Origin of the sequence: Microbacterium sp. (assembly GCF_051953575.1) — a bacterium.
In the GTDB taxonomy this organism is placed as follows: domain Bacteria; phylum Actinomycetota; class Actinomycetes; order Actinomycetales; family Microbacteriaceae; genus Microbacterium.
The window spans coordinates 1-3,002 of sequence record NZ_JBQCIP010000114.1 but is presented as its reverse complement, the minus strand read 5'-3'; the positions used below and the strand labels follow the sequence as shown (position 1 = coordinate 3,002).

The 3,002-nt window shown below is 71.0% G+C and carries 4 protein-coding genes; 3 read left to right on the top strand and 1 reads right to left on the bottom strand.

Going from position 1 to position 3,002, the window contains the following annotated elements:
* The 3 genes from ACTHNQ_RS07325 to ACTHNQ_RS07315 form a co-directional block, all read left to right on the top strand.
* A partial coding sequence (locus ACTHNQ_RS07325; protein ID WP_440332403.1) for a S1 RNA-binding domain-containing protein occupies nt 1–214 on the top strand: 214 nt, incomplete at its 5' end.
* Nucleotides 215–496: 282 nt separating this feature from the next.
* Nucleotides 497–1,555 carry an aldo/keto reductase gene (locus ACTHNQ_RS07320; RefSeq protein ID WP_440332401.1) on the top strand — a complete coding sequence of 353 codons (1,059 nt, stop codon included), beginning with the start codon at nt 497–499 and terminating at the stop codon, nt 1,553–1,555.
* Nucleotides 1,556–1,686: 131 nt separating this feature from the next.
* A complete protein-coding gene (locus tag ACTHNQ_RS07315) occupies nt 1,687–2,289 on the top strand; it encodes a histidine phosphatase family protein (protein WP_440332399.1) in 603 nt (200 codons plus the stop codon).
* A 25-nt stretch (nt 2,290–2,314) separates the two neighbouring features.
* Here the strand turns inward: ACTHNQ_RS07315 and ACTHNQ_RS07310 are convergent, their stop codons facing one another.
* Nucleotides 2,315–2,788 (bottom strand): GNAT family N-acetyltransferase, encoded by a 474-nt coding sequence (locus tag ACTHNQ_RS07310; protein ID WP_018172189.1) that lies wholly within the window; start codon nt 2,786–2,788, stop codon nt 2,315–2,317.
* Nucleotides 2,789–3,002: the final 214 nt, after the last annotated feature.

Here is a 3,002-nt window from a genome sequence, read left to right as displayed (position 1 = left end):
CCTGCTGCACGTCAGCGAGGTCCGCAAGCTCGCCGGCGGCAAGCGCGTCGAGAACGTCGAGGACGTCCTGTCGGTCGGCCAGAAGCTGCTCGTCAAGATCACCAAGATCGACGACCGCGGCAAGCTGTCGCTCGAGCCCGTCCTCGAAGAGGCTGCCGACCAGGAAGGCCGCGCAGCGGCCAGCGAGGGCCCGGAGGCTCCCGCCGAAGGCTGATCGTCTCGTATCACGCGGATGCCCGTTCCCTCCTTCATGGTGGGCGCGGGCATCCGTCGTCCGGTCGGGATTCCAGGTCGGCTGTCCTCCGAACGGGGGACAAAACGCCGGATATCAAGGCGTCGTGACCAAAGCGTTATGTAATGTTTATCGGCAGTTCGCCTCAGTGCACGGTGCGCTGTCCGGACTGGCCTACCCTCTTAGTACGCGCCGGGGGGTGCGAACAAGTGATCACGAGGAACTCCGAGCCGCCAGGCGAGGGTCGTCGTGAGGGGGTGGCACATGGCTTATTTCGGCGTTGACTCGGCGCTCGGTTCGGCGAGTCCGGATGCCGGTGCCCCTGCCGCGTCCGGCGACACCCCCGTCCGCGGGCAGCACCCGTCCGCGCCGATCCCGGTGCAGGGACCGGCTGTCGGCAGCAGCGTCCGGGTCCCCCTCGGCGACGGCGGACCCCAGGTCTTCCCGCTGATCCTCGGCGGTGCGGAGTTCGGCTGGAACGTCGACCTCGAATCGAGCCACGCGATCCTCGACACGTACGTCGAGCTCGGGGGCAACGCGGTGCACACCTCCGACAGCTTCGCCAGCGGGCGCAGCGAGCACATCATCGGCCAGTGGCTGCACTCGCGCGGACTCCGCGACGACATCGTGCTCGGAGTGCGGGTCGGCGGGCACGCCGACAACCCCGGTCTCGACCCCGTCAATCTCGTGCGCGCCGTCGAGGCATCGCTGACGCGGCTGAGGACCGACCGCATCGACGTGCTCTACCTCGACGCGACGGCGGGCAGCACCGCGTCCCTCGAAGACACGCTGGCCACGGCGGAATGGCTCGTCGAGGCCGGCAAGGCCCGCGCGCTCGGTGCGATCGGCTACACGGCGGCCCAGCTGGTCGAGGCGCGCATCTTCGCCTCTGCCGGCTACCCCCGCATCACCGTGCTCGACGTCCCGTTCAACGTGCTGCGCCGTCATGAGTTCGACGCCGATCTGCGGCTGGTCGCCGGTGCGCAGGGCATGGCGGTCACACCGTCGCACGCCCTCGAGCACGGGTTCCTCGCGGGCCGGCAGCGTTCGAAGCTGCGCGGCGCGCTCTCAGTGCGCGGAGCGCAGCTGGCGGCGAACCTCAACCGCCGCGGCGGACGCACCCTGCGGGCGCTGGACGCAGTGGGCGCCGAGCTCGGCGTGCCCGATGCCGCCGTCGCGGTCGCATGGCTCCTCGCGCAGAAGCTCGTCACGGCGCCGATCGTCAACGCGTATGCGCCCGCGCACGTCGAAGAGCTCGTGCAGGGCGTCGGCGTGCGGCTGAGCCGCAGCCAGCTGGCAGACATCGCGCGAGCCGCGGAGTAGTTCGGCCGCGGTTCTCCACAGTCCCCGGGTGGCGGCATCCCTCCCCGTCCGGGGGTGACGTAGTGTGGATGGCGTGCCCGCACGACCGGGCCGATGATCCCCCGGAATACCTCGATGGTGAAGTGAGCGGTGTGACGCACTACATCTATCTCGTGCGGCATGGCGAGCACCAGGACGCCGAGCACGGACTGGCCGACGGCCCCTTGTCGCCCCGAGGGCGGCGCCAGGCGGCGCTCCTGGCGGACCGGCTGTCGGGCGTGCCGTTCGACGCGGTGTGGCACTCACCGCTGGAGCGCGCGAGCCAGACCGCGCGCGCGGTGGGGGAGCGGATGCCGTCGGTGCAGCCCGAAGCGTCGTCGCTGCTGTTCGACTGCGTGCCGACCGGTATGACGGACGAGACGCCGGCCGCCTTCGAGCCGTTCTTCGGATCGGTCACCGAGGCCGAGGTCGAGGCCGGCCGTGCGCAGATGGCCGATGCCACGAGCGAGTTCCTGGTGCGCAAGCGCGGCGAGGTCCATGAGCTGCTGATCACGCACAACTTCGTGATCTCGTGGTTCGTGCGCGAAGTGCTGCAGGCGCCGGAGTGGCGCTGGATGACGCTCAACCAGGCGCACTGCGGCCTGACGGTGATCGCTCAGAAGCAGGGACGGCCGTGGACGCTCCTGTCGCACAACGACATGGCCCACCTGCCGGTCGAACTGCGCACGGGTCTGCCCGAGCTCTATCCCGTCTGACGCCGGCCGGTCGGATCCCGCGGGGTCAGAGGCGCTTCCCGTACCAGCGCGACGCGTTCGGGTTGTCGTTGTAGGGCTCGATCGCGACGAAGCCGGTCCGCGCGTAGAGGGCGCCTGCCGCTTCGAGGGAGTGGTGGGTGTCGAGCACCAGCTCGGCGGCGCCGAAGCCCCGGGCGCGTTCGACGAGGTCCTCGACGAGCAGGCGCCCCCACCCGCGACCGCGCGTCTCGGGCCGCAGGTACAGGTGCTTCAGCTCGTATCGCACGCCCTCGGGGCCCGGGGCGATCAGGCGGATGCCGCCGCATCCCATCGGCGCTCCCTCGTCGTCGTCGAGCACGACGAAGACCCCCGCGGGTGGCACGAAGGCGGCGGGGTCGGGGAACGTCGTGCGGTAGGCGACGCCCTGCGCGGCGAAGCCGACGGTTCGGGAGCGGAAGTACTCGTCGAGCAGCGCATGCGCGTCGGGCGCATCGGCGGGGGAGGGGCGCAGTGTCACCACCGCTCCAGCGTAAGCGGTTCCGCCGGCCGGCCGGGACGCACGGGGGCCGGGACGCACGGGGTCCGGCGTTCCCAGGCGCCGCCTAGGATGGAGGGCATGACGACACGCGTGGCCATCGTCGGCGGAACCGGAAAGCTGGGCGGCATCATCCGCGAGGTCGTCGAGTCCGAGCCCGGCTTCGAGATCACGGCCGTGCTCACCTCGCGCTCCGAGC

Excerpts from the sequence above, each read along its gene's own strand:
- ACTHNQ_RS07320 (WP_440332401.1), top strand. The coding sequence starts at position 497 with ATGGCTTATTTCGGCGTTGACTCGGCGCTCGGTTCGGCGAGTCCGGAT.